Annotated in this window: 23 protein-coding genes; 13 read left to right on the top strand and 10 right to left on the bottom strand. The window is 65.8% G+C overall.

What is annotated here, in order from left to right:
• The first annotated feature begins 1 nt into the window (after window position 1).
• Window positions 2-2,770 carry a two-component system sensor histidine kinase KdpD gene (gene kdpD / locus D0T21_RS18810; protein ID WP_116991663.1) on the top strand — a complete coding sequence of 923 codons (2,769 nt, stop codon included), beginning with the start codon at window positions 2-4 and terminating at the stop codon, window positions 2,768-2,770.
• On the top strand, window positions 2,767-3,471 hold the full coding sequence (kdpE, locus tag D0T21_RS18815) for a two-component system response regulator KdpE (RefSeq protein ID WP_116991662.1): 705 nt from the start codon (window positions 2,767-2,769) through the stop codon (window positions 3,469-3,471). The genes kdpD and kdpE overlap by 4 nt, the downstream gene beginning before the upstream one ends.
• A gap of 23 nt (window positions 3,472-3,494) precedes the next feature.
• Here the strand turns inward: kdpE and D0T21_RS18820 are convergent, their stop codons facing one another.
• The 4 genes from D0T21_RS18820 to D0T21_RS18835 form a co-directional block, all read right to left on the bottom strand.
• Window positions 3,495-4,421 carry a GNAT family N-acetyltransferase gene (locus tag D0T21_RS18820; protein WP_116994462.1) on the bottom strand — a complete coding sequence of 309 codons (927 nt, stop codon included), beginning with the start codon at window positions 4,419-4,421 and terminating at the stop codon, window positions 3,495-3,497.
• A gap of 76 nt (window positions 4,422-4,497) precedes the next feature.
• On the bottom strand, window positions 4,498-5,667 hold the full coding sequence (locus D0T21_RS18825) for a VWA domain-containing protein (RefSeq protein WP_116991660.1): 1,170 nt from the start codon (window positions 5,665-5,667) through the stop codon (window positions 4,498-4,500).
• A gap of 1 nt (window position 5,668) precedes the next feature.
• Window positions 5,669-6,283, bottom strand: coding sequence for a GNAT family N-acetyltransferase (locus tag D0T21_RS18830; RefSeq protein ID WP_116991659.1), 615 nt, complete (start codon window positions 6,281-6,283; stop codon window positions 5,669-5,671).
• Window positions 6,283-7,137, bottom strand: coding sequence for a MoxR family ATPase (locus tag D0T21_RS18835; RefSeq protein ID WP_116991658.1), 855 nt, complete (start codon window positions 7,135-7,137; stop codon window positions 6,283-6,285). Before D0T21_RS18835 ends, D0T21_RS18830 begins: the two co-directional genes overlap by 1 nt.
• Window positions 7,138-7,346: 209 nt before the next feature.
• Between D0T21_RS18835 and D0T21_RS18840 the strand changes: the two genes are divergently transcribed.
• A complete protein-coding gene (locus D0T21_RS18840; protein ID WP_116991657.1) occupies window positions 7,347-7,688 on the top strand; it encodes a cytochrome c in 342 nt (113 codons plus the stop codon).
• 11 nt (window positions 7,689-7,699) lie between these two features.
• Complete coding sequence (locus tag D0T21_RS18845; protein WP_116991874.1) at window positions 7,700-8,041, top strand: cytochrome c; 342 nt, start codon at window positions 7,700-7,702, stop codon at window positions 8,039-8,041.
• Between the two features lie 104 nt (window positions 8,042-8,145).
• On the opposite strand, the gene D0T21_RS18850 is transcribed toward D0T21_RS18845, so the two are convergent.
• Window positions 8,146-8,574 carry a DUF1841 family protein gene (locus D0T21_RS18850; RefSeq protein ID WP_116991656.1) on the bottom strand — a complete coding sequence of 143 codons (429 nt, stop codon included), beginning with the start codon at window positions 8,572-8,574 and terminating at the stop codon, window positions 8,146-8,148.
• Window positions 8,575-8,655: 81 nt separating this feature from the next.
• On the opposite strand from D0T21_RS18850, the gene D0T21_RS18855 reads away from it, so the two are divergent.
• On the top strand, window positions 8,656-9,237 hold the full coding sequence (locus D0T21_RS18855) for a malonic semialdehyde reductase (RefSeq protein ID WP_116991655.1): 582 nt from the start codon (window positions 8,656-8,658) through the stop codon (window positions 9,235-9,237).
• Between the two features lie 52 nt (window positions 9,238-9,289).
• On the opposite strand, the gene D0T21_RS18860 is transcribed toward D0T21_RS18855, so the two are convergent.
• Window positions 9,290-9,916 carry an RNA pyrophosphohydrolase gene (locus D0T21_RS18860; RefSeq protein WP_116991654.1) on the bottom strand — a complete coding sequence of 209 codons (627 nt, stop codon included), beginning with the start codon at window positions 9,914-9,916 and terminating at the stop codon, window positions 9,290-9,292.
• 202 nt (window positions 9,917-10,118) lie between these two features.
• On the opposite strand from D0T21_RS18860, the gene D0T21_RS18865 reads away from it, so the two are divergent.
• Window positions 10,119-11,855, top strand: a complete 1,737-nt coding sequence (locus D0T21_RS18865) for a proline--tRNA ligase (RefSeq protein ID WP_116991653.1) — start codon at window positions 10,119-10,121, stop codon at window positions 11,853-11,855.
• Between the two features lie 11 nt (window positions 11,856-11,866).
• On the top strand, window positions 11,867-12,463 hold the full coding sequence (locus tag D0T21_RS18870; RefSeq protein WP_199538530.1) for a lytic transglycosylase domain-containing protein: 597 nt from the start codon (window positions 11,867-11,869) through the stop codon (window positions 12,461-12,463).
• 75 nt (window positions 12,464-12,538) lie between these two features.
• Here the strand turns inward: D0T21_RS18870 and D0T21_RS18875 are convergent, their stop codons facing one another.
• Entirely contained in the window at window positions 12,539-12,931 is a 393-nt protein-coding gene (locus tag D0T21_RS18875) for an SWIB/MDM2 domain-containing protein (RefSeq protein ID WP_116991652.1), read from the bottom strand.
• Window positions 12,932-13,122: 191 nt separating this feature from the next.
• Window positions 13,123-14,490: a signal recognition particle protein gene (gene ffh / locus D0T21_RS18880; RefSeq protein WP_116991651.1), complete on the bottom strand. Its 1,368-nt coding sequence runs from the start codon at window positions 14,488-14,490 to the stop codon at window positions 13,123-13,125.
• An 83-nt stretch (window positions 14,491-14,573) separates the two neighbouring features.
• Here ffh and D0T21_RS18885 point away from each other — a divergent pair, with 83 nt between their 5' ends.
• Window positions 14,574-15,317 carry an ABC transporter substrate-binding protein gene (locus D0T21_RS18885; protein WP_229211545.1) on the top strand — a complete coding sequence of 248 codons (744 nt, stop codon included), beginning with the start codon at window positions 14,574-14,576 and terminating at the stop codon, window positions 15,315-15,317.
• Between the two features lie 9 nt (window positions 15,318-15,326).
• On the opposite strand, the gene D0T21_RS18890 is transcribed toward D0T21_RS18885, so the two are convergent.
• Together D0T21_RS18890 and D0T21_RS18895 are read right to left on the bottom strand one after the other, a co-directional pair.
• Window positions 15,327-17,603: a hypothetical protein gene (locus D0T21_RS18890; protein ID WP_116991649.1), complete on the bottom strand. Its 2,277-nt coding sequence runs from the start codon at window positions 17,601-17,603 to the stop codon at window positions 15,327-15,329.
• A 187-nt stretch (window positions 17,604-17,790) separates the two neighbouring features.
• A complete protein-coding gene (locus tag D0T21_RS18895) occupies window positions 17,791-18,966 on the bottom strand; it encodes a hypothetical protein (RefSeq protein ID WP_116994463.1) in 1,176 nt (391 codons plus the stop codon).
• Window positions 18,967-19,133: 167 nt separating this feature from the next.
• Between D0T21_RS18895 and D0T21_RS18900 the strand changes: the two genes are divergently transcribed.
• From D0T21_RS18900 to D0T21_RS18920, 5 genes are read left to right on the top strand one after another with little or no spacing between them, the layout of a single operon-like run.
• A complete protein-coding gene (locus tag D0T21_RS18900; protein WP_116991647.1) occupies window positions 19,134-20,108 on the top strand; it encodes an ABC transporter substrate-binding protein in 975 nt (324 codons plus the stop codon).
• The gene (locus tag D0T21_RS18905; protein ID WP_116991646.1) at window positions 20,109-20,930 is read left to right on the top strand and encodes an ABC transporter permease; all 822 of its coding nucleotides are present in this window, start codon (window positions 20,109-20,111) and stop codon (window positions 20,928-20,930) included.
• Complete coding sequence (locus D0T21_RS18910; RefSeq protein ID WP_116991645.1) at window positions 20,930-21,727, top strand: ABC transporter ATP-binding protein; 798 nt, start codon at window positions 20,930-20,932, stop codon at window positions 21,725-21,727. The genes D0T21_RS18905 and D0T21_RS18910 overlap by 1 nt, the downstream gene beginning before the upstream one ends.
• A gap of 22 nt (window positions 21,728-21,749) precedes the next feature.
• Window positions 21,750-22,568: an inner membrane protein YpjD gene (locus tag D0T21_RS18915; RefSeq protein WP_116991644.1), complete on the top strand. Its 819-nt coding sequence runs from the start codon at window positions 21,750-21,752 to the stop codon at window positions 22,566-22,568.
• Window positions 22,565-22,840, top strand: coding sequence for a PP0621 family protein (locus D0T21_RS18920; protein WP_116991643.1), 276 nt, complete (start codon window positions 22,565-22,567; stop codon window positions 22,838-22,840). Before D0T21_RS18915 ends, D0T21_RS18920 begins: the two co-directional genes overlap by 4 nt.
• The last annotated feature ends 1 nt before the right edge of the window (window position 22,841 follow it).

Raw genomic sequence — 22,841 nt, forward strand, 5'->3', positions numbered from 1 at the left:
CATGTTCCCAAACGATAAAGAACGACCCGATCCGGACGCCTTGCTGGCCCAGGTGCAAGCCCTGGACCGCAAGGCGGCGCGTGGCAAGCTGCGCATCTACTTCGGCGCCTCGGCCGGCGTGGGCAAGACCTACGCCATGCTGGCGGCGGCCCGCAAGCTGCAGGCCGACGGCCAGCCGGTGCTGGTCGGCGTGATCGAAACCCATGGCCGCAGCGAGACCGCGGCCATGCTGGAGGGACTGGACGTGCTGCCGCTCAGGCAGGTCGCCCATCGCGGCAAGCAGATCGCCGAGTTCGACCTCGACGGCGCGCTGGCGCGCCGGCCGCCGCTGATCCTGATGGACGAGCTGGCGCATTCGAACGCGCCCGGCTCGCGCCATCCCAAGCGCTGGCAGGATGTCGAGGAATTGCTCGACGCCGGCATCGACGTGCTGACCACGGTCAACGTGCAGCACCTGGAAAGCCTGAACGACGTGGTCGGCGGCATCACCGGCATCCGCGTCGGCGAAACCGTGCCCGACACCGTGTTCGACCAGGCCGACGAGGTGGTGCTGGTCGACATCCCGGCCGACGAACTGCTGGCCCGCCTCAAGAGCGGCAAGGTCTACAAGGAACAGCAGGCCGAGCGCGCCTCCAGGAATTTTTTCCGCAAGGGTAACCTGATCGCGCTGCGCGAGCTGGCGCTGCGCCGCACCGCCGACCGCATCGAGGACGACGTGCGCGCCTACCGCGTCGAGCAGTCGATCGGCGACATCTGGAAGACCGGCGCCGCGCTGCTGGCCTGCGTCGGCCCGCGTCCGGGCGGCGAACACACGGTGCGCAGCACGGCGCGCCTGGCCAGCCAGCTGGGCACCGGCTGGCACGCGATCTATATCGAAACCCCGTCGCTGCAGCGGCTGCCGGCCGCCCAGCGCGAGCACATCCTCAAGATGCTGAAGCTGGCCGAAGACCTGGGTGCGACCACCGCCGTGGTGTCCGGCCACGACATCGCGCAGGCCGCGGTGGACTATGCGCGCAGCCACAACCTGTCGAAGATCGTGCTGGGCCGCGCCCACCCGACCTGGCCGTGGCGCACGCCCCACATCAAGCGCCTGGCGCGCTGCGCGCCCGACATCGACCTGGTGGAGATCGGCGCGCCCAGCAACGAGGTGGCGCCGGTCGCGCGCGGCGTCAACCCCGCCAACACCGCCGACGCCGGCCCGGACGGCGAGCCGGATGCGGAACTGACGCGCAAGCGCGTGCTCGGCTACGTGGCCGCCAGCGGCGCCAGCGTCGCCACCGCGCTGCTGGCCACGCCCTTGCTGGCCTACCTCGACCTGGCCAACATCGCCATGCTGTTCCTGCTGGTGGTGGTGCTGGTGGCGGTGCGCTTCGGGCGCGGGCCGTCGGTGGTGGCCACCTGCGTCAGCGTGGCCTGCTTCGATTTCTTCTTCGTGCCGCCGCGCTTCACCTTCGCGGTGTCGGACTTCCAGTACCTGATCACCTTTGTCGTGATGCTGGCGGTGGGCCTGATCACCGGCCACCTGACGGCCGACCTGCGCTTCCAGGCGCGCGTGGCCTCGCACCGCGAGAAGCGTTCGCGCGCGCTGTACGAGTTCGCCCGCGAGCTGTCGGGCGCGCTGCAAACCGAGCAGATTTTCGAGACCACCCAGGGCTTCATCCAGCGCGCCTTCCGCGCCCGCGCCACCTTGCTGGTGCCGGACGACGCCGGCCGCCTGCTGCCGCCGGCGGCCACCACCACGCCGCGCGAGGCCGACGCCGCCGCCCGCGCCCACCGTACGGTGCTCGACATCGGCATCGCCCAATGGGCCTTCGACCGTGCCGAGAGCGCCGGCCTGGGCACCGACACCCTGCCGGCCAGCCGCATCTTCTACCTGCCGCTGGTGGCGCCGATGCGCACCCGCGGCGTGCTGGCGATCGAGCCGGAGCACCGGCGCTGGATCCTGATCCCGGAACAGCGCCAGCAGCTCGACACCTTCGCCGCGCTGGCCGCGATCGCGCTGGAGCGGGTGCACTACATCGAGGTGGCGCAGAACGCGCTGGTCAACATGGAATCGGAACGCTTGCGCAACTCGCTGCTGGCGGCGCTGTCGCACGATCTGCGCACGCCCTTGACGTCGCTGGTGGGCCTGTCGGAATCGCTGGCCGGCTCCAGGCCGGCGCTGGCGCCGGCCCAGCTGGAGGTGGCGTCGCTGCTGCACGACGAGGCGCTGCGCATGAGCGCCCTGGTGTCCAACCTGCTCGACATGGCGCGCATCCAGAGCGGCGAGGTCAAGTTCAACCTGCAATGGCAGCCGCTGGAAGAGGTGGTCGGCAGCGCGCTGCGCGCCAGCGCCTCGCTGCTGCAAGGGCATGCCGTACGCACCCGGCTGCAGCCCGACCTGCCGTTGCTCAGCTATGACGCCGTGCTGATCGAGCGGGTGCTGTGCAACCTGCTGGAGAACGCCGCCAAGTACACGCCGCCCGGCTCGCGCATCGAGATCGCCGCCGCGCTGCGCGGGGCCTGGATCGACGTCATGGTCTATGATGACGGACCGGGCCTGCCGCATGGGCGCGAGGAGGCCGTGTTTGAAAAATTCACCCGCGGCGAGCGCGAATCGGCCAAGCCGGGCGTGGGACTGGGGCTGGCGATCTGCCGCGCCATCGTCGACGCGCACGGCGGCCGCATTCACGCCGCACCGTCGCCGCTGGGCGGGGCGGCCTTCGTCATGACGCTGCCGCTGGGCACCCCGCCGGCCATGCCGGAACCGGAAACCGAAGGAATTGTATGATGACACCCGACACCGCCCCCACCGCCCTGCTGGTGGAAGACGAACCGCAGATCCGCCGCTTCGTGCGCAGCGCGCTGGAGGAGGAGGGCTGGCAGGTGCACGAGGCGGCCACGCTGCAGCGCGGCCTGATCGACGCCGGCACCCGCAAGCCCGACCTGGTGGTGCTGGATCTCGGCCTGCCGGACGGCGACGGCGTCGACTTCATGACCGACCTGCGCAAGTGGTCCAGCGTGCCGGTGATCGTGCTGTCGGCGCGCGTCAACGAGGCCGACAAGATCCGCGCGCTGGACGCCGGCGCCGACGATTACCTGACCAAGCCGTTCGGCGTGGGCGAGCTGCTGGCGCGGGTGCGCGCCACCCTGCGCCGCCAGCGCCAGCCGGCCGCCGACCACGCCGGCGTGATCCAGTTCGGCGACGTCGCCGTGGATCTGCAGAACCGCCGCGTCACGCGCGGCGGCGAGCATGTGCATTTGACGCCGACCGAATACCGGCTGCTGGCGGTCCTGGTCGGCAACGCCGGCCGCGTGATGAGCAACCCGCAGCTGCTGCGCGCCGTGTGGGGGCCGTCGCAATCGGAGAACGGCCACTACCTGCGCATCTACATGGGGCACCTGCGCCACAAGCTGGAGGCCGATCCGACCCAGCCGCGCTACCTGCTGACCGAAACGGCGGTCGGCTACCGCCTGCAGCTGCCGGCCTGAGGCCGCGCGGCAAGGCTGGCCGTTTAGTCGCGCGCCAGGATCAGGTAGTCCTGGTTGTCGCTGCGGGTCAGCTGGGCGAAGCCGCGCCGCGTCAGCAGGCGCAGCATGGCCGAGCCATCGCGGCAGGCCGCGACCAGGCGGCGGTGCTTGTAGTGGGTGCAGAAGAAGTCGACCATCATGGCGCCCACGCCATGGCCGCGGTAGGGCTGTTCGACCACCATCGCATGCAGTTCGCGCTGCATGCTTTTCTGCCCGTCGACCCCCAGTATCATCATGTAGCTGACCACGCGGGCGTCGATCTCGCACACCCAGAATTCGATCGGCACCGTGCTCTGGCCGCCGCTCCACAGGTCGCGCAGCGCTGCGCCGTCGACGATGCCGGCCGTGAACGTGGCGGCCAGCGCGGCCTGGCGCACGCTGTCGGTGACCGTCTGGTCGAAGCCGCCGCTTTCGCCGCCCGAGGTGGTCAGCCGGATGATGGCCGCGACATCTTCCGGGATCGCGCGCCGGATGGACGAATCGAGCCGGCGCCGATGGCGTTCGCGGCGCGCGGCGTCGCGCACCTTGCGCGCATGGCGCAGCAGCGCGTCGCGCCGGCCGCGCAGGTACAGCACCAGCAGCGCGACGATGCCGAACAGCAGCGCGCTTTGCAGCAGTTCGTACAGCAGCAGGGCGGGGCCGTCGTGCAGCCCGCGCGTGGTGGCATAGTCATACACGCGGGCCACGCTGGACAGGACCACGAACAGCAGCGCGTGACGCCGCCCCAGCAGCCAGGCGGCCAGCGCGGTCGGCGCCATCAGGAAGGGCGAGTAGGAGATGCCGGCGCCGGTGTCGAGGTCGAGCACGAAGATCAGCGTCTCCAGCACCAGCAGGCCGGCGAAGAGCAGGCGGCTGCTGGCGTGGCGCAGCCGGCGGCGCAGGCGCAGTTGGATTTTTTTTGTACGTGACATAAAACGTGCAGTCTTGGTGGGCGGGGGCGCGGCCCATAGCATAAAGAAAAGACAGGCTATACGTCGTACGATACGGCTATTTGCTCAGCGTGCGCATGGCTCGCTCCAGGCCGTCCATGGTCAGCGGGAACATGCGGTCGTTCATCAGCTGGCGGATGATGGAAATCGACTGCCGGTACTGCCACACGCCCTCCGGCTCCGGATTGAGCCAGGCGAACTTGGGGAAGGCGCTGGTGAAGCGCGCCAGCCAGGCGCTGCCCGCCTCCTCGTTGTTGTACTCGACCGAGCCGCCCGGCTGCAGCACCTCGTAGGGGCTCATGGTGGCGTCGCCGACGAAGATCAGCTTGGTGTCCGGCGGGTATTTGCGCAGGATGTCCCAGGTCGGGAAGCGTTCCGAGTTGCGGCGGCGGTTGTTCTTCCACATGTAGTCGTAGACGCAGTTGTGGAAGTAGAAGAACTCCATGTTCTTGAACTCGGTCTTGGCGGCCGAGAACAGCTCCTCGGTGCGCTCGATGTGGTCGTCCATGGTGCCGCCGACGTCGAACAGCATCAACACCTTGATGTTGTTTTTGCGCTCGGGCTGCATCTTGATGTCGAGGAAGCCGGCGTTGTTGGCGGTGGCGCGGATGGTGGCGTCCAGCGCCAGTTCGTCCTCGGCGCCCTGGCGCGCGAACTTGCGCAGCCGGCGCAGCGCCACCTTGATGTTGCGGGTGCCGATCTCGCGTTCGCCGTCGTAGTCCTTGTAGGCGCGCGCCTCCCACACCTTGACCGCGGTGCGGTTGCCGCCCTTGCCGCCGATGCGCACGCCCTCGGGGTTGGTGCCGCCGTTGCCGAACGGCGAGGTGCCGCCGGTGCCTATCCACTTGCTGCCGCCTTCGTGGCGTTCCTTCTGTTCCTTCAGCAGCTCGTTGAGGCGGTCCATCAGCTTGTCGTAGCCGAATTTTTCCAGCTGCGCCTTCTGCTCCTCGCTCAGCTCGCGCTGCATGCGCTTGAGCAGCCAGTCCAGCGGGATCGCGGCGTTGGTCTCGAAGGCGGCGTTGATGCCCTTGAAGTACTGGGCGAAGGCGCGGTCGAACTTGTCGAAGTGGGCCTCGTCCTTGACCAGCGTCAGGCGCGCCAGGTAGTAGAAGTCGTCCATCGAGGCCTCGATGACGTTCTGCTGCATCGCCTCGAGCAGGGTCAGGAACTCCTTGATCGTGACCGGGATCTTGGCGTCCTTGAGGGTGAAGAAGAAATCGATCAGCATGTCAGAGGGTCCCGTGTTGCGCCAGCTTGTAGCGCAGCTGCGCCTTGATCTCCGGCCATTCGCCGGCGGCGATGCTGTACATCACCGTGTCGCGCACGGTGCCGTCGCGGCGCAGCGCGTGGTGGCGCAGCACGCCGTCCTTTTTCGCCCCCAGCCGCTCGATCGCCGCCTGCGAGGCGAAGTTGAAGTTGTCGGTGCGCAGGCCCACCAGCGCCGCGCCCAGGGTTTCGAAGGCGTGCGTCATCAGCAGCAGCTTGCAGGTGGTGTTGACGTGGCTGCGCTGGCGGCTCTTGCCATACCAGGTATAACCGATCTCCAATCTGGCGATGGCCGGCACGATGTCGTGGTAGCTGCTGGTGCCGATGACCGCGCCGCTGGCGACGTCGACCACGGCGAACGCCAGCCGCGCCGGCCGCATCTCCAGCGCGGTGGCGATGTAGGCGTCGACCTGTTCCGGCTCCGGCACCGAGGTCACGCGCAGCTTCCACAGCTCGCCGTCGTGGGCGGCCGCGCGCAGGCCGTCGGCGTGCTGCGGGCCGAGCGGCTCCAGGCGCACGCCGTGCAGTTCCAGCGTGACGGGCGCGATCGGGGCGGCGGGGCGGGCGAGCTGGTGCATCAGCGGTTGGCCCGGTTCATGGCCACCAGGCGTTCGAACAGGTGCACGTCCTGCTCGTTCTTGAGCAGCGCGCCGTGCAGCGGCGGCACGATGGCCTTGGCGTCCTTGCTGCGCAGCGCCTCGGCCGGGATGTCCTCGGCCAGCAGCAGCTTGAGCCAGTCGAGGAATTCCGAGGTCGACGGCTTTTTCTTCAGGCCCGGCACGTCGCGCACCTCGTAGAAGGTTTGCAGCGCCTGCGCCAGCAGCTCCTTCTTCAGGTTGGGGTAGTGGACGGCGACGATCTGCTCCATGGTGTCGCGGTCCGGGAACTTGATGTAGTGGAAGAAGCAGCGGCGCAGGAAGGCGTCCGGCAGCTCCTTCTCGTTGTTGGAGGTGATGATGACCAGCGGCCGGTGCCTGGCCTGCACCATTTCGCGGGTTTCGTAGACGTAGAACTCCATGCGGTCGAGCTCGCGCAGCAGGTCGTTGGGGAACTCGATGTCGGCCTTGTCGATCTCGTCGATCAGCAGCACCACCGGCTCGGGCGCGGTGAAGGCTTGCCACAGCACGCCCTTGACGATGTAGTTGTGGATGTCGCGCACGCGCTCGTCGCCCAGCTGGGAGTCGCGCAAACGCGACACTGCGTCATATTCGTACAGCCCCTGTTGCGCCTTGGTGGTGGACTTGATATGCCACTGCATCAGCGGCATGTTCAGCGCGGCCGCCACTTCCTCGGCCAGCATGGTCTTGCCGGTGCCCGGCTCGCCCTTGATCAGCAGCGGGCGTTGCAGCGTCAAAGCCGCATTCACGGCCAGTTTCAGGTCATTGGTCGCGACGTACTGGTCGGAACCTTCAAAGCGTTGTTTGGCGTGCATGCGTGTCGATCTCAAAAAGAAGGGGATGGGTGAGAGTATAGGGGAGTTCGTTAGAGGGAGTGCTCGGCCGGCCGGGCTTGACAGTGTGTTGTTGCGGCAATGATTCCCTGTAGCGTAGCCGAAAGTCTTGAGTTAGAATCGCAGGTTAATAGTGCAAAAGTCAAGTTTTGCATCCGCGGTAGTATCCGATTACTTACCTTGCAAATACCATGAAAAAAATCACCGCACTTCTCGTGCTCGCAGGCCTCGCTCAACTCGCCACGGCGGCGGACGTCGTGGGCAATGCCCAGAACGCCAAGGCCAAGATTGAAATGTGCATCGGTTGCCACGGCATCCCCGGCTACAAGGCCACGTTCCCGGAAGTGTTCCAGGTGCCGATGATAGGCGGCCAGTCGGCCAAGTACATCGAGGGTGCGTTGAAGGCGTATCAAAAAGGTGACCGCAAGCATCCGTCGATGAAGGGCATCGCCGGCAGCCTGTCGGACCAGGACATCGCCGACGTTGCCGCGTTCTATTCGCAGCAGACCGCCACCGCCACCGCCGCGAAATGAGGACCGACGACATGAAAAAACTGATCACCGCGCTGTTCTGCTCCGCCGTTTCCTTCTCCGCCCTGGCTGGCGGCAATATCGACGCCGGCAAGGCGCTGGCCGACAAGTACAGCTGCTTCGCCTGCCACGGCAAGGATTTCAACACCCCGATCGACCCGAGCTATCCTAAGCTGGCCGGCCAGCACAAGGATTACCTGGAGCACGCGCTGACCGCCTACAAGCGCGGCGACGGCGCCAACGGCCGCAACAACGCGATCATGACCGGCCAGGTCAAGCCGCTGAGCAACCAGGACATCAAGGACCTGGCGGCCTACCTGCACAGCCTGCCCGGCACGCTGGCAGTCCACCGCTAAGCCACGCAAAACCACGGGGGTCAAGTCTGACATTCGGACACGAGCTTTGCCGTAGCAACCGCTACAGCAGAGGCCGTGTCCGAATGTCAGACTTGACCCCCGACTTATTTGAGGCGGCGCTTGATCGCTTCGATGTAGGCGTCGCCGTCCGGCGGCAGGCCGTTGCGCTGGGCGTTCCAGATCATCTCGCCCAGGCATTCCATGATTTCATGCTGCGCCGCGTGGGCGTCATCCAGCTTGAGCGTGAGCGCGGTGGCGGCGTCGCGGATGCCGCGCGGCTGGTCGATCGAGATCTGCTCGTCGATCGACAGGTGCATCGACAAATGCAAAAACGGATTGGCTTGCGCGCCTTCCACCGAGTAGTCGCGCGCGAGCGCGGCGTCGACGTCGCTCAGCACGTCGTGGTACTCGGGATGGTGGCGCACCCAGTCGGCCGCCATGGTTTCAAGCGGGGTCAGGATTTCGTTGGCGCGCTGCTTGCGGAAGGTCTCGCAAAAGAAGCGGCGCACGTCGTCGGAAGATGGATTAAACATGGCGCCATTGTACCCGCTGGATAAAATGTGTACTGTGACCCCGCACCGCCATAGCAATTCATTAAACTTAATGGATCAACCATGCTCAATCAAACCGCCCTCGACACCCTGTTCTACAACGCCCGTACCCACAACGGCTGGCTGGACCGCGCCGTCAGCGACGCCCAGCTGGAGCTGCTGTACGACCTGATGAAGTGGGCGCCGACCTCGGCCAACGGCTCGCCGGCGCGGCTGGTGTTCGTGCGCTCGCCGGAAGCCAAGGCCAGGCTGCTGCCGGCTCTGTCGGCGGGCAACGCCGAGAAGACCATGGCGGCGCCGGTCACCGTCATCGTCGGCATGGACCTGGAGTTCTATGAAAAGCTGCCGCAGCTGTCGCCGGCGGTCGACGCCCGCTCCTGGTTCGCCGGCAACGACGCGGCGATCCAGGCCACCGCCTTCCGCAACTCATCGCTGCAAGGCGGTTATTTGATGATGGCGGCGCGCGCCATCGGCCTCGATTGCGGACCGATGTCCGGCTTCGACAACGCCAAGGTGGACCAGGCCTTCTTTGCCGACAGCGCGGTCAAGTCCAACTTCTTGTGCAACCTCGGCTACGGCGACGTCGCCAAGCTGCGTCCGCGTGCGCCGCGCCTGGCGTTTGACGAGGCTTGCCGCATCGTCTGAGGGAAAGCCTCAGCGCAAAAAAAAACGGGACAGTCAGACTGTCCCGTTTTTTTTAACCGATTTTCTTTTGCGGCTCGGCGGCCACCGCCGCTTCGGCCGGCGCCTCCGTGCCGCAGGTCGAGCCCGGCGCCTCCGGATTCGGCCGCGGCGGGTGCGGCTGGCGCAGATAGCGCGAACCGTGGTGCCGACGGTCGTGGCCGTTGGCCGGCCAGGTCAGGAAGCGCGACAGCTCCTGCAGGGCGCGCTGGTAGACATCGCGCTTGAATTCGATCACCACGTCCAGCGGCACCCAGTAATCGTGCCAGCGCCAGGCGTCGAATTCGGGATGGTCGGTCAGACGCAGGTTGACGTCGTTGTCGCGGGCGCACATGCGCAGCAGGAACCAAATCTGCTTCTGGCCACGGTAATGGCCGCGAATCTCGCGCTTGATGAAGTGGTCGGGCACCTCGTAGCGCAGCCAATCGCGCGTGCGGCCGACGATTTTGACGTGCTCTGCCCGTAATCCGATCTCTTCTTCCAGCTCCCGATACATCGCCTGTTCCGGCGTTTCTCCGTACTTGATGCCACCTTGCGGAAATTGCCATGAGTGCTCGCGCACCCGCTTGCCCCACCACACCTCGTTCTGGGCGTTTAGCAGGATGATGCCGACGTTGGGCCGAAACCCTTCACGATCGAGCATATTGCACCTCAAACTTTCTGCGACCGAGCTCCCTGCTTATATTTTTGCCCACAAAACCGCGCTCCGGCTGGGTTTTCGGGGTACGAAAACGGCCGGAGAGGCATCAATTGAACGCATTTGTATAAAGTATGGACGCATCAGCCAGCTAATCCTTTAAAATTAGGTTGATTATAACTCTCTCTTTTTAAAAAGAATTCACCGTATGCGCGCCTCACGATTTTTTATTTCCACGCTTAAAGAAGCGCCGTCCGACGCCGAGATCGTCAGCCATCAGTTGATGATGCGCGCCGGCATGATCAAACGCCTCGGTTCGGGCATTTATACCTACATGCCGATGGGCTTGCGCGTCATCCGCAAAGTCGAAGCCATCATCCGCGAAGAGATGAACAAGGCCGCCGCCATTGAGCTGCTGATGCCTTTGGTGCAGCCAGCCGAGCTCTGGCAGGAGACCGGGCGCTGGGACAAGATGGGCCCGGAACTGATGCGCGTGAAGGATCGCCACGGCCGCGATTTCGCGATCCAGCCGACTTCGGAAGAAGTTATTACCGATGTGGTGCGTTCGGAAATTAAATCCTACCGGCAGCTTCCGTTGAATTTTTACCACATTCAGACCAAATTCCGCGACGAACGCCGTCCCCGTTTCGGCCTGATGCGCGGCCGCGAGTTCACCATGAAGGACGCTTACTCCTTCGACCGCGACCTGGCCGGCCTGCAGGCGTCGTACAAAGTCATGTTTGACGCCTATGTCTCGATCTTCACCCGCTTCGGCCTGAAGTTCCGCGCCGTGGCGGCCGACAACGGCGCCATCGGCGGCACCGGTTCGCACGAATTCCACGTCATCGCCAGCACCGGCGAGGACGCCATCGTGTATTGCGAGACCTCGGACTACGCCGCCAATATGGAAGCGGCCGAAGCGCTGCCGCTGGCCGCCGCCCGTCCGGCTGCCGCGCAAGCGCTGACCAAGACCTCGACCCCGAACGCCACCAAGTGCGAAGCGGTGGCCGAGCTGCTCAAGCTGGACCTGTCGCAGACCGTGAAAACCATCGCGCTGACGGTGGAAACCGAGACCGACGGCAAAGTAGCTAAACAGTATTTCATGTTGCTGCTGCGCGGCGACCATGAGCTGAACGAAGTCAAGGTCGGCAAAGTGCCTGGCCTGGCGGCGCACCGCTTCTCGACCGAAGCCGAGATCCTGGAAGTGTACGGCTGCGTGCCCGGCTACCTGGGCCCGATCGGCACGAAGGCCCCGGTCACCGTGGTGGCCGACCGCACGGTCGCCAACATGGCCGACTTCGTCTGCGGCGCCAACGACGCCGGCTTCCACTACACCGGCGCCAACTGGGGCCGCGATACCGCCGAGCCGACCATCGTGGCCGACCTGCGCAATGTGGTGGCGGGCGACGCCTCGCCGGACGGCAAGGGCGTGCTGGCGATCGAGCGCGGCATCGAAGTGGGCCACGTGTTCCAGCTGGGCACCGCGTACTCGGAGTCGATGAAGGCCACCTTCCTCGACGAGAACGGCAAGCCTGCGCCACTGCAGATGGGCTGCTACGGCATCGGCGTGACCCGCATCCTGGGCGCGGCGATCGAGCAGAACTTCGACGACAAGGGCATCATCTGGCCGACCTCGCTGGCACCGTTCGAGCTGGTGCTGTGCCCGATGGGCATGGACCGCAGCGAAGCGGTCAAGGAAGCGACCGAGAAGCTGTACGCCGACGCGCAGGCGGCCGGCATCGACGTCATCCTCGACGACCGTGGCCTGCGTCCGGGCGGCATGTTCGCCGACTGGGAGCTGATCGGCGTGCCGCACCGCGTGGTGATCGGCGACCGCGGCCTGAAGGAAGGCAACCTGGAATACCAGGGCCGCCGCGACACCGAAGCGACCGCCGTGCCGGTGGCCGACATCGTCAGCTTCATCAAAGGCAAAATGGCGGCGTGAACGTGAAGCCCATGCTGGCCGGGTGTGTGGTGATGCTGGCGCTGGTCGGCGTCATCGGCGCCGCCCACGCCGGCAACCAGAAGGAAGAAGCGCTGGCCGATTCGGTTCGGCTGGCGCTGTCGAACGCCATCAAGGATGCGACCCCGCCGCAGCCGACCTTCCGCACCGACACCGAACGCCTGCGCTACCAGGGCTGGCTGGCGCAGGTGTCCTCGCGCCTGAAGCGCAAGCTGCCCGACGAGCAAACCCGCAACGAGTTCCTGACCACGGTCTGGTACGAGGCGCGCCGCGCCGGCCTGGAGCCGGGCATGGTGCTGGGCCTGATCCAGGTGGAATCGGCCTACCGCAAGTACGCGGTGTCGATGGTGGGTGCGCGCGGCTATATGCAGGTGATGCCGTTCTGGACCAATGTGATCGGCGACCGCAACCGCAGCGCGCTGTTCAATATGCAGACCAATCTGCGCTACGGCTGCGCCATCCTGCGCATGTACATCGACATGGAGTCGGGCAACCTCTACCTGGCGCTGGGCCGCTACAACGGCAGCCGCGGCAAGCCGGAGTATCCGAACGCCGTGCTATCGGCCTGGAACAACTGGAAGGTGCAGTAACATCCCGCCCATAAAAAATGCCGTCATCGCGTGAGCGAGGACGGCATCCCGGCGCGGCTGTACTGGCCGCTGCGCTTATTTCAGGTGGTCGGAAATGAGCTTGGTCATTTCGAACATGGACACTTGTGCTTTGCCGCCGAACACAGCTTTCAGCTTGTCGTCGGCATTGATCATGCGGCGGTTGGCCGGATCTTGCAGGTCGAGCTTCTTGATGTAATCCCAGACTTTTTTGGTGACTTCGGTGCGTGGCAGCGGTGCGGCGCCAACTACGGCGGCCAGGGTGGCCGATGGCGTCATCGCTTTCATGAAGGCGGCGTTCGGTTTGCGCGGTGCGGCCGGTGCGGCTGCTTTTTTCACTGCTGCTGGCTTGGCTGCTGCTTTTGCGGGTGCTGCCTTTTTTGCGGCTGCCGGTTTCGCGGCGGCTTTCTTAGCTGGTGCTGCTGCTGGGGTTTTTTTGGCTGTTGCCATCTTCGAGCCTCCTTAACGAACACATGGAAAATTGCGCAATTGATCGCACCGGCTAATATTGGTGGTGATTTACCGAGTATGCAAGTGTTTTTCGCGTTTTTTCCCGGAAACACCACGTAAACACGGGCTTTCGCGGGGCAGCGCACCGTGGCGGCGCGCTTTTCCCTCTATGACGCAGGCTTTTCCCCAGCTTAGCGCATGCCCGGCATCATGCCCTTCATCGAGCGCATCATCTTCATCATGCCGCCGCCGGACAGCTTTTTCATCATCGATTGCATCTGCTCGAACTGGGTCAGCATGCGGTTCACTTCCTGCACCTGGACGCCGGCGCCGGCCGCGATGCGGCGCTTGCGGGTGGCCTTGATCAGCTCCGGCTTGGCGCGTTCCTGCGGCGTCATCGAGTCGATGATGCCGACCATGCGCCGCACCTGCTTGTCGGCCTGGTCCATGTTGGCGCCGCCTGCGGCCTGCTGGAACTGCGCCGGCAATTTGTCCACCAGGCTGGCCATGCCGCCCATTTTCTTCATCTGGCCCAGCTGCGCCTTGAAGTCGTTCATGTCGAACTTGCCGCCCGACTTGACCTTGGCCGCCAGTTCCGCCGCCGCCTTGGTGTCGACGCCTTTGCGCGCCTCTTCCACCAGCGCCATGATGTCGCCCATGCCCAGCACGCGGCTGGCCATGCGCACCGGATCGAACGCTTCCAGGCCGTCCAGCTTTTCCGACACGCCGGCAAACTTGATCGGCTTGCCGGTGATGTGGCGCACCGACAGCGCGGCGCCGCCGCGGGCGTCGCCGTCCAGCTTGGTCAGCACGATGCCGGTCAGCGGCAGCGCGTCGTTGAAGGCCTTGGCGGTGTTGATCGCGTCCTGGCCCAGCATGGCGTCGACCACGAACAGGGTTTCGATCGGCTTGACCGCCGCGTGCACGGCGGCGATTTCCTTCATCATCTCTTCGTCGATGCCCAAACGGCCGGCGGTGTCGATGATCAGCACGTCGTGGTAGTGCTTCTTGGCCCAGTCCAGCGCGGCCAGCGCGATGTCGACCGGCTTGTCCTGCGCGGTGGACGGGAAGAAGTCGGCGCCGACCTGGGCGGTCACCGATTGCAGCTGGGCGATCGCGGCGGGACGATACACGTCGGCCGAGACGGTCAGCACTTTCTTTTTCTTTTCTTCCTTCAGGTACTTGGCCAGCTTGCCGACGGTGGTGGTCTTGCCCACACCTTGCAGGCCGGCCATCAGGATGATCGCCGGCGGCTGCTGGGCAAAGCTCAGCTGCGCGGCCTCGGGGCCGAGGTCGGCGCCCATGATGGCGGCCAGCTCGCGCTGCACCACGCCGACCAGGGCCTGGCCCGGCGTCAGCGAGGAGATCACTTCCTCGCCCAGGGCCTTTTCCTTGACCTTGGCGATGAATTCGCGCACGGCGGGCAGGGCGACGTCGGCCTCCAGCAGCGCCAGGCGCACTTCGCGCAGCATCTCGGCGGTGTTGGCTTCGGTCAGGCGGGCCTCGCCGCGCATGGTTTTAACGACCTTGGCAAGGCGTTGGGTAAGATTGTCTAGCATGATGAACCCGGAATGAACAGTGGCCGTCATTTTACCCCATCGGGCAGGTCGCGGGCGCCGGCGGGCCTGTTATCATTTACCGCATGAACCGAGCGCACCTCTTCCTCTGCACAATGCTGGCGCTGGCCGGGCCGGCCGGCGCCGCCACCGTCAGCATGGCCTTCGGCGACAATCTGCCGCCCTTTATATTAGTGCGCGAGGATGCGGGCATCGAAGTGGAGGTGGTGCGCGAGGCGCTGGCCTACCGCGGCCACGTGTTGCAGGCGCGCTATTTGCCGATGGGCCGCATCCCGGTCACGTTCAAGGCGGGCGACATCGACGCCATCATGATGGACGTCGGCGAGGACATGACGCGGTATGGCGGCCACTACGGCGCCGCGCCGGTCATCTACGACAACGTGTTTTATACGCTGGCCAGCCGCAAGCTGCAGATCCGCACGCCGCGGGACTTGCAGGGCCACAGCGTGAACGCCTTCGTCGGCGCGGCCGCGCGCTACCCGGCCTGGTTGCAGGCGCTGGTCCACAACCGCGACTATGTCGAGAACAATCGCCAGGAGGCGCAGCCGCAATTGCTGGCGCTGGGCCGCTACGAGGTGGTGCTGAGCGACCGCAGCATCTTCCAGTACTACACGCGGTTGCTCAGGCAGCGCCAGCCCGGCTTCGTGATGCCGGCGCTGGACGAGCACAGCTTCACCCGCGCCGATCCCAACGACTACCGCCCGGTGTTCCGCGACGCCGCCATCCGCGACGACTTCAACGCCGGCCTGGCGCAGCTGCACAAGAGCGGCCGCTACCGGGCGATCTACGACAAATACCTGAAGGACTGAGTCGCGCCGTTACGGCAGCACCAGCCGCAGGATAGCGCCGTCGACCGCGATGGCAAAGGTGCCGGGACCGGTGGCGACGATGCTGTTGGCTTTGCCCAGCAGCGCGTCGCCCGGCGCGCCCAGGCGCGTGCCGACCACCTTGGATTTGCCGGCCACCACGGTCTTGCTGCCGTCCGCGTTGCTGCGCACCACGGTGTTGTCCTGCACGGCGTAATGCAGGCCGTCCGGCGCCAGGTTGGCGCTGCCCGGCAGTGGCGGCGGGTCGTCGCTGCGCGGTGGCGCCAGTATGGTGCTGACCACGCCGGCCGGCGTGATCTTGCGCAGCCTGGCCTGGAAGTTGGTGATGCCGATGGTGATATTGGGCTCGGTCACATACAGGTTGTCGTCGGCGTCGATGGCCAGGTCTTCCGGGATGAAGAAGCGCGCCGCGCTGCCGGTGCCGTCGACTTGCAGCAGCGCATCGTGGGGGACGGCGGCGCCGGCAGCACCGGCGATCAGGGTGGTCTGGCCGTTGGCGTCGAGCCGGTAGACGGCACCGCCGCGATCGACGTTGGCGTCGTACTTCAGCGAGAAATACAGGCGGCCGCTGCGATCGACCGCCAGTCCCGTGATCAAGCCCATCTCGCGGTCGAGTATGGTGCTGACCTGGCCGGACGGCGTGGTCTTGCGCAGGACGGCGCGGTTGCTGGACTCGTCCAAATAGCGCTTGTCCCCGGTAGTGTCCCAGCGCAGTTCGACCGAATAGACATTGCCATCGCGGTCGGCAGCCAGGCGGCCCGGGCGATGGTAGCTGGCGGCGGCGCCTTGGCCGTCTTTGCCCTGCGCGCCGGTGTCGAGGCCCAGGCCGGCCAGCGGCGTGCGGCTGCCGTCGGGATTGACGGTGCGTAGCGTGTTGCGGTTGCCGACGATCAGCCGGCCGTCGATGGTGGCGTACAGCAGCTTGTCGGGCGACGGATAGCCGATCTCGTCCGCGTAGTACTGATTAGACTCAAGCGGCGCCGGCGCCGGGTCGCTCTCCACGTACAGCGTGGTGACGGTGGTGCCGCTGACTTTGCGGATGGCGTAGCCGCCGTCCTTTTTCGGCCGCTCCATCAGCAGTACGTTGCCGTCGCGGTCCAGCGTCAGGCTGCGGGCGCCATGCAGCACGGCGCCGCTGCCGTCGTCGGCTACGTCCTGCGGCTGGCCGCGCACCAGCGTTGAAATGGCGCCGTCCGGGGTGACCTTGCGCAGGCTGCCGTCGTCGATGACGAGCAGATTGCCGTCCCGGTCGCGCAGCATTTCGGTTGGATGGTCGAGGCGGGCGACCCCGGCCGGGCCGTCGACATAGCTGCGATTGCGGTAGTCGCCGGCGACCAATACCGTGTTGCCGTCCCCTGCGCCATAGCGGACGATGGCGGCATACGGTGCACTGTAGAGCAGGTAGACGTTGTTATTATCCGCCGCCATTTTTGTTGGACCAGAGACGACGCCGTAATCCTTGTTGCCGCCGTCGCTTTTTCTGGCGTACAGGTGCAATTCATACTGCAGGATGCGGATGAAATATTGTGTCGTGCCGTCCGGCGAGGAGACCATCGGGCCCCGGTCGTAGCTGTCGTCGCTGGCGATGGTGCTGACTGTGCCATCGGGGGTGAGCATGCGCAGGCGGCGGCCGCCGCCCAGGTAGACATTGCCGGCGGCGTCGCCGCTGATGTCCGCGAGGCCGTCAAAGCGGACGTTGTCACCCTTGCCGTCCAGGTTGCCGCTGCCGCCGATGGCGCCGGCCACCAGCCACAGTCCGGGCGCCGGCGTCAGGGTCAGCGTGATGGACTTGCTCAGGCCGCCCGAACTGGCGGTGATGGTGACCGGCGTGTTGCGGTACACCGCGCCCGCCGGTGGCGGCGCATAGCTGACCGTGGCGCCGCTGGCGGCCGACAGGCTGCCGGCGCCGCCGGCAGCCAGCGTCCAGCTGACGCTGCCGGTGCCGTTGAGCGTGGCGTTTACGACCAGCGGCGCGGCGCCGGCCACCAGCTGGCTCGGCGCCGGCGACAGCTGTAGTTCGCTGGCGGTGGCTGGGGCGGGGGGCGGCGCGACGGCGCTGCCGCCACCGCCGCCGCAGGCGGTCAGCAGGGATGCCGAGAGGATCAGGCCACCGGCGTTGCGCCAGCTGCGGTAGCTAATGGGGTGAGGCATGGTGTGGGCCTTAAAGAAATAGAACGGGATGCGAGTTGGCGCTGAGTGCGGTACGACCTGCTTGACGATCAGCGCATAGGTGGCCGGGCCTGCGCGCGCCAGGCCATGGTTTGCCATTCATTGACGACGCCGGCCGGCCGGTGTACGCGCAAAGATGGCAATATTGGCGGATTTTTAAAGCTGCGTATTGTAGGCTTTTTGTCGACGGGAGGCCAGGAGGCCCCGCCGGGTCTTGTAATGCCGGCCTGGCGCGACCGCACAAGAGCGGCCGCTACCGGGCGATCTGCGACAAATACCTGAAGGACTAGTGCGGCAGAACCAGCTTGACGATGGCGTTGCCGGAGATGACGGCAAAGCTGTACAAGCCGGTCGGCACGATCGCCTGCGGCTGGTACAGGCCGCCGGGCAGGCTGCCCAGCACCGTGCCCTGCACGTTCGGCACGCCGGCCACCACGGTCTTGCCGCCGTCGGCCGCCACGCGGTAGACCACCGCGCTGGCGGCATCGACCGTGTAGGTGGCGCCGTCGGGCGCCGAGACGATGCCGGCCGGCAGGCTAGGAATGGTGCTGACCACGCCGGCCGCCGTCAGCTGGCGCAGCTTGTCGTTGTCGCGGATGTACAGCGTGCCGTCGGCGTCCACGCCCAGCAGCACCGGGTTCTGGAATTGCGCGCTGGCGGCCGGGCCGTCGACCTGCTGGTAGTCGAGCCACGGCGCAACGTAGCCGCCCGACAGCGTGGTGAAACTGTTGTTCTGCCACTTGCGCAGGGCGCCGCCCTTCGGCCGGTTTTCCAGCGACTGGATGCCGACTTCGCTGATATAGAACTGGTGGTTGCGGTCCACGGCCAGGCCGCTGACGGTGTTGACGCCGTCATATTGCTGGAACACGGTGGAGGTGGCACTGGCCGTGACCTGGCGCAGGCTCAGGCCGTGGCCGCCGATAAAGGCGCCGCTGCTGCGGGCGTCGTCGGCGACGTACAGGTTGCCGTCGGCGTCGACCGCCAGCTGGGTCGGCTTCCGGAAGCGCGCGCCGGCGTTCGGTCCGTCGAGGTCGGCGTCCTGGGCGGTGGGCGTGGCGATCGAGCCGGCGATCAGGCTCAGGCCGGCCGGACCCGGGTCCGGGTACAGCGCCAGGTTGACGTTCTTGCTGACGCCGCCGGCGGTGGCGGTCACCGTCACGGTTGCCGGCTTGGCCACTCCGGCCGCCGGCGGCAGGTAGTTGACGCTGGCGCCGCTGGTGGCCGACAGTGTGCCGGCCGCGCCGGCCGCCAGGCTCCAGCTGACGGCGTCGCTGCTCGACACGGTGGCCGTCAGCGCCACCGGCTTGCCGCCGGCCAGGGTCTGCGTCGTTACTGCCGCCAGCGTGACGGTGGGCGGTACCGGCGGGGCCGACGTACCGCTGCTGCCGCCGCCGCAGGCGGTCAGTGCGGTGGCCAGCAACAGCGTGGGGATAGCGGGTGACAAGCGGGAAGACAGACGCATGTGAAACTCCTATTTATTAAATTAGAATGATTATGTATTAATAAAGTTCCGTCTTATTCACCAATTGTCACGACCGGCTGCCGGCCACCCTGTATTTTTTGTATTCTTGAAATTGTCGGCTGTTGGTATGATGCGATCACAAGACTATTCCTCAGGAGAGAGACGGTATGAAACTGCATGCACGCTGCAAGGTGTTGGTGATGGCCGCGATGGTTGTTGCCGGTTCGGTCCAGGCGCAGGAAGTGGTTCGGCTGGGTAACCTGAAGTTCGCCCACTACGGCGCCGTCTCCTACATCAAGGAGATCGCCCCCAAGTGCGGCATCAAGGTCGAGGAGCGGGTGTTCGCCAAGGGACTGGATGTGATGCAGGGGATTATCGCCGGTGAGCTCGATGTCGGCACCACCGCGTCGGAGGCGGCCATCTCCGGCCGCGCCAGCGGCGCGCCCATCTTCGTGGTGGCCGGTTTCGCCAAGGGCGGCGCGCGCCTGGTCGGCCGTGCCGAGCTCAAGCTGAAAAGCGTCAAGGACCTGAAGGGCAAGAAGGTCGGCGTCACGCGCGGCGGCATCCAGGAAGTGCTGCTGCTGGCCGAGCTGCAGCAGGCCGGCCTGAGCGCCTCCGACCAGCCGGGCAAGGACGTGCAGCTGATCTACCTGGCCTACGCCGACCTGAACCAGGCGCTGCTGGGCAAGAACATCGACGCCATGATGAACTCCGAGCCGCAGTCCTCGCAGGCTATCAACAAGGGCTACGGCAACGAGATCATCAAGCCTTACGACACCCCGATCGGCGAACCGGTACGCACCATGGTGATGACCGAGAAGTTCTATAAAGAGAAGCGTCCGCTGGCCGAGAAGTTCATGCGCTGCTTCGTCGAAGCCACCAAGACCTTCATCGAGCAGCCTGCCGTGGCCGAGAAATATGTGCGCGAGACGGTGTTCAAGGGCCAGATCAGCAAGGACGATTTCGACGACGCCATCGGCAATTCGCCGTACTCCTACGACATCACGCCCGAGCACATCCAGATCACCACCGACGTCATGTTCAAGACCGGCGTCGGCCGCATGAGCAAGCCGCCCGCCGCCAAGGAATGGGTCAAGACCGATCTGCTGGACGCCGCCAAGAAAAGCCTGGGCGTCAAGTAAATGGCCAAGTTCAATCTGAAGCAGGCCGGCGTCGGCCTGATCGTGCCGGCGCTGGTGATCGGCGTCTGGCAGCTGGTGTCGATGAAGGGCTGGGTCAATCCGCAGATGCTGCCGTCGCCGCTGGCGGTGCTGGAACGCTGGATCGCCTATCTGCTGCCGATCCAGCCGTACAGCCCGGAGCAGGGCAGCTGGCTGCTGTGGGCGGTGTCGGGCGAACTGATCGTCGACGCCCTCGGCAGCCTGTACCGCGTGGTGGTCGGCTTCGCCATCGGCGCCGCGCTGGCGTTGCCGCTGGGCCTGGTGATGGGCGCCAGCCAGACCGTGTACGCCTGGCTCAACCCGCTGATGCAGCTGCTGCGGCCGATTCCGCCGATCGCCTACATCCCCTTGTCCATCCTGTGGTTCGGCCTGGGCAATCCGCCGGCCATCTTCCTGATCGTGCTGGGCGCCTTCTTCCCGGTGCTGATGAACACCATCGCCGGCGTGCGCCAGGTCGACAGCATCTACCTGCGCGCGGCGCGCAACCTCGGCGCCAGCGGCAGCACCATGTTCCTGCGGGTGATCCTGCCGGCCGCCGTGCCCTACATCCTGTCCGGCGTGCGGATCGGCATCGGCACCGCCTTCATCGTGGTGATCGTGTCCGAGATGATCGCGGTGAACAACGGCCTGGGCTTCCGCATCCTGGAGGCGCGCGAGTACTTCTGGTCGGACAAGATCATGGCCGGCATGATCACCATCGGCCTGATCGGCCTGATCATCGACACCGCCGTCAACAAGCTGAACAACCATCTGCTGCGCTGGCACCGCGGCCTGGAGAACTGATGAGCGCTACCCACATCGTCGTCTCGAACGTCAGCAAGGTGTTCCAGACCGCCGAGCGCCAGCTGGTGGCGCTCAAGGACATCGAGCTGGAAATCCCGCAGGGCCAGTTCGTCTGCCTGCTGGGGCCGTCGGGCTGCGGCAAGTCGACCCTGCTGAACGCGATCGCCGGCTTCGCGCCGCCGACTTCCGGCCGCATCGTCGCCGACGGCAAGGAAGTGACGGCGCCCGGTCCCGAGCGCGGCATGGTGTTCCAGGAATACGCGCTGTTCCCGTGGATGACGGTGGCCGACAACGTCGCCTTCGGCCTCGAGATCAAGGGCTTGCCCAAGGCCGAGATCAACGCCATCGTCGACAAGCTGCTGGCGATGCTGTCGCTGAGCGACTTCCGCAGCCGCTTCCCCAAGGACCTGTCGGGCGGCATGCGCCAGCGGGTTGCGATCGCCCGCGTGCTGGCGCTCGATTCGCCGATCATGCTGATGGACGAACCGTTCGGCGCGCTCGACGCGCTGACCCGCCGCAACCTGCAGGACGAGCTGCTGCGCATCTGGGCCGAGCTGAAGAAGACCATCATCTTCGTCACCCACAGCATCGAGGAAGCGATCTACCTGGCCGACCGCATCGTCGTCATGACCTACCGTCCCGGCACCGTCAAGCGCGACCTGATGGTGGAACTGCCGCGCATGCGCGATCCGGCCTCCGCCGAGTTCAACGCCCTCAAGCGCGAACTGGGCCAACTGGTGATGGAAGAACAGCAACGCCATCACAACGACGAGCTGCGCATGGCAGCCGTCGACTGAGCGATGGTGTAAACTGAAGGACATGCAGACTTCCTTACTCTTCGCAGCCATCGCGCTGTACCTCCTCTGTGCGGTGCTGCCGTCGCGCCGCGCCGTCCTGATTTCCGGCTTGACGGCCGCCGCCTGGCTGCTGCACGGCGCCGGCCTGTGGTCCGAGGTGGCGGGTTTTCCCGGTACTAGCGCGGGCTCCATCCGCATCGGCTTCGCCGCCATGCTGTCGTCGGCGCTGTGGATGTCGGTGGGCGCGTACTGGATAGAAAACCAGAATTTCAGCCTGGACGGCATGCGCCGCCTGGTCATGCCGAATGCGGCGCTGGCGGCGGCCCTGCAGGCCGGCTTCCCCGGCAGCGTGATCCCGCTGGAGGGCAAGTCGCCCTTGTTCGGCTGGCATATCGCCATCGCCACGCTGGCCTACAGCACGCTGACGGTGGCCGCCTTCCACGCGGTGCTGATGGCCCTGCAGGAAAAACGCCTGCACGCCGGCACCGACAGCAAGAGCTTCATGTCCGGCGCGCTGGACCGGCTGCCGGCGCTGCTGACGATGGAAAAACTGTTGTTCCGCATGATAGGTATCGGCTTCGCTTTGCTCAGCCTGACGGTGTTATCGGGTATCGTGTTCTCCGAACAGCTGTTCGGCCAGGCGCTCAAGTGGGACCACAAATCGGTGTTCACGCTGATGTCGTGGGTGCTGTTTGCCTCGCTGCTGGCGGGCCGCCGTTTCCGCGGCTGGCGCGGCAAGACCGCGCTGAGCTTCACCCTGGCCGGTTTCGCCACCTTGTTGCTGGCTTACGTCGGCAGTCGTTTTGTGTTTGAAGTGGTTTTGCATAAGGGTTGGGCATGAGCCGTATTATCTTTTGGTTGGCCTTGGTGTTCCTGGTGATCTTCGCCGTCCGCAGCAAGATCCGCGAGGCGCAGAAGCGCCACCAGCAGCAGTTCCGCGAGCCGCAGCAGCCTGCCGGCGGCGGCGCGCGCTCCAATGAGAAGGTCGTGGCCGAGGCCGAGACCATGCTGCAATGCGCCCATTGCGGCATCTTCTATCCGGCATCGGAATCCGTGCAGGCGCGCGGCCGCGACTATTGCAGCGCGGCCCACGCCACGCTGCCGGCAGCGTAGG

The organism is Duganella sp. BJB476, from assembly GCF_003416895.1.
In the GTDB taxonomy this organism is placed as follows: Bacteria; Pseudomonadota; Gammaproteobacteria; order Burkholderiales; family Burkholderiaceae_D; genus Rugamonas.